The organism is Streptomyces sp. P5F9, from assembly GCF_057961495.1.
The window spans coordinates 1-1770 of record NZ_JBXVPZ010000859.1; the positions used below are offsets into that span (position 1 = coordinate 1).

The following is a 1770-nucleotide window of genomic DNA, read 5'->3' on the forward strand; positions in this document are numbered from 1 at the left end:
GCTGACCCCTTACGTCGACCCCACCGGCAACGCCGTCCAGACCCCCGGCGACGGCAACTGCCTCCTCTACGCCGTCATCGGCAGCGCACCCCACCTGGTCCGCACCCGCCTCCAGCAGGCCGCCGCCACCGGCACCACCCAGGCTCTCGCGCCGGCCACCGCCGCCTGGCTCGCCCGGCCCGACGACGTACAACGGGCCCTCCGGACGATGGCGCGGAACCCCCAGGCCGGTGACCGGGGATCCAATCAACTACGGGCCGCACGGCAGGAGTTGCAGAACCTGGTCCTTGCCCGGCTGGCGGCGGCACACAACGGCACCCGCCCGCTCCCGCCGCAGGTGCTCGGCCAGCTCCGGGGCGTCCTCGTCACCCCCTTCACCGCGGCGGTCCAGAACATGCCCGCCGCCCAGATCGACAACGAACTGGTCCGTTACGGCATCCAGGGTGTGACCCACGCCGAGGACCTGGACCCGGTCGACCTCCAGACCCGCTATCTGCAAGCGGTCTCCATGCCGGGCGCACCGCCCGCACTGACCGGCGCCGCGCCGAGCAACCGCCGTATGTTCGCCTATCTGCGTGCGGTGAACGGACTGCCCACCCTCGCCACCATGACCACGGACGAGCGCCGGTCGCTGCTGATCGCCGGCTACCACCGCAGCACCGCCCCACTCAGCCAGGACGAGGCGAACATGCTCGGCAGCGCGGTGGGCAACTGGTCGGCCGCGTGGGCGAACCCCATCGGCGACACCTTCCTGCCCCTCCTCGCCGACACCCTCGACGCCCCGATCCACGTCTTCCAGCCGATGCCCGCCCCGCTCGCCGGCACCACCGCGACCGGCGGCCCCCGCGGCATCGTGCTGCGCTACGGCCCGACCACCAACACCCCCGCGCTGGAGGTCCACTACACGGGCCTGAACCACTACAGCGCGAGCGCCGCGAACCCGGGCACCACGTCGGCGAACGTCACCCCGTCGAAGGCGCCCCGGGGTCCCGAGGACGCCAACAGCGTTCAGCCGAACGGGCGTTACCGCCCCGCGCCGACCCGCGACGCTGCCGACGACCGACCCGCGTCCCGTGTCGCCGACCCCGCTCCGAAGGACACCTGGCACGGTCTGCGTCCGCATGCCCGCCCCGCCGTTCACTCCACCGAGCGGTTCGATCCGCACGCGGACCAGTCCAACTCGCCCCGCCCCGGCGCCCTCAGCGGTGCGACGACGCTCGTCCGTGCCACCATCCGTCGTATCCAAGCTCCCAGCGGCCAGTGGATACGGGACTACACGCTCAACCTCCCGGTCACCGACACCGATCCCGCGCTCACCCAGCAGCTCAACGAACGCATCACGCGCCTTCTGGACTTGCATCTCAACTCCGGCCTGGCGCTGCCCAGTTCGGGCGACCAGCTGCACATCAACCTCAACTTGATCAACGACCCGGACCACCCCGAGGCGATCACCCTCACCGACACCGAGAACCCGGGCCGGGCCGATCAACTCCACCTGGACGCCAACCACTCGGACGAGGACCTGCTCCATGAGGTCCTGCACTACCTCGGCCTCCCGGACGAACAGCGTGACAACGACTTCCTGTTGCGCAACCACCCGAACAGCACGACCGTCCACACCACCGGCGTCATGGCCACCACCCAGCCCCCCGTCCACATCCCGCACCGCTACCTCCGCACCATCGAGAACGTCACTGCGGCTGGCCCCCAACTCCACGACCACACAGGCCAGGACGAGACGACGCCTGTCCACGACCCCGACGCCACCCC

1 protein-coding gene is annotated in these 1770 nt (G+C 71.0%); it reads left to right on the forward strand.

Translation table 11 applies throughout. The annotated features are described in order from the left end of the window. A partial coding sequence (locus AC31A1_RS50930; protein ID WP_489659835.1) for an OTU domain-containing protein occupies window positions 1–1770 on the forward strand: 1770 nt, incomplete at both ends.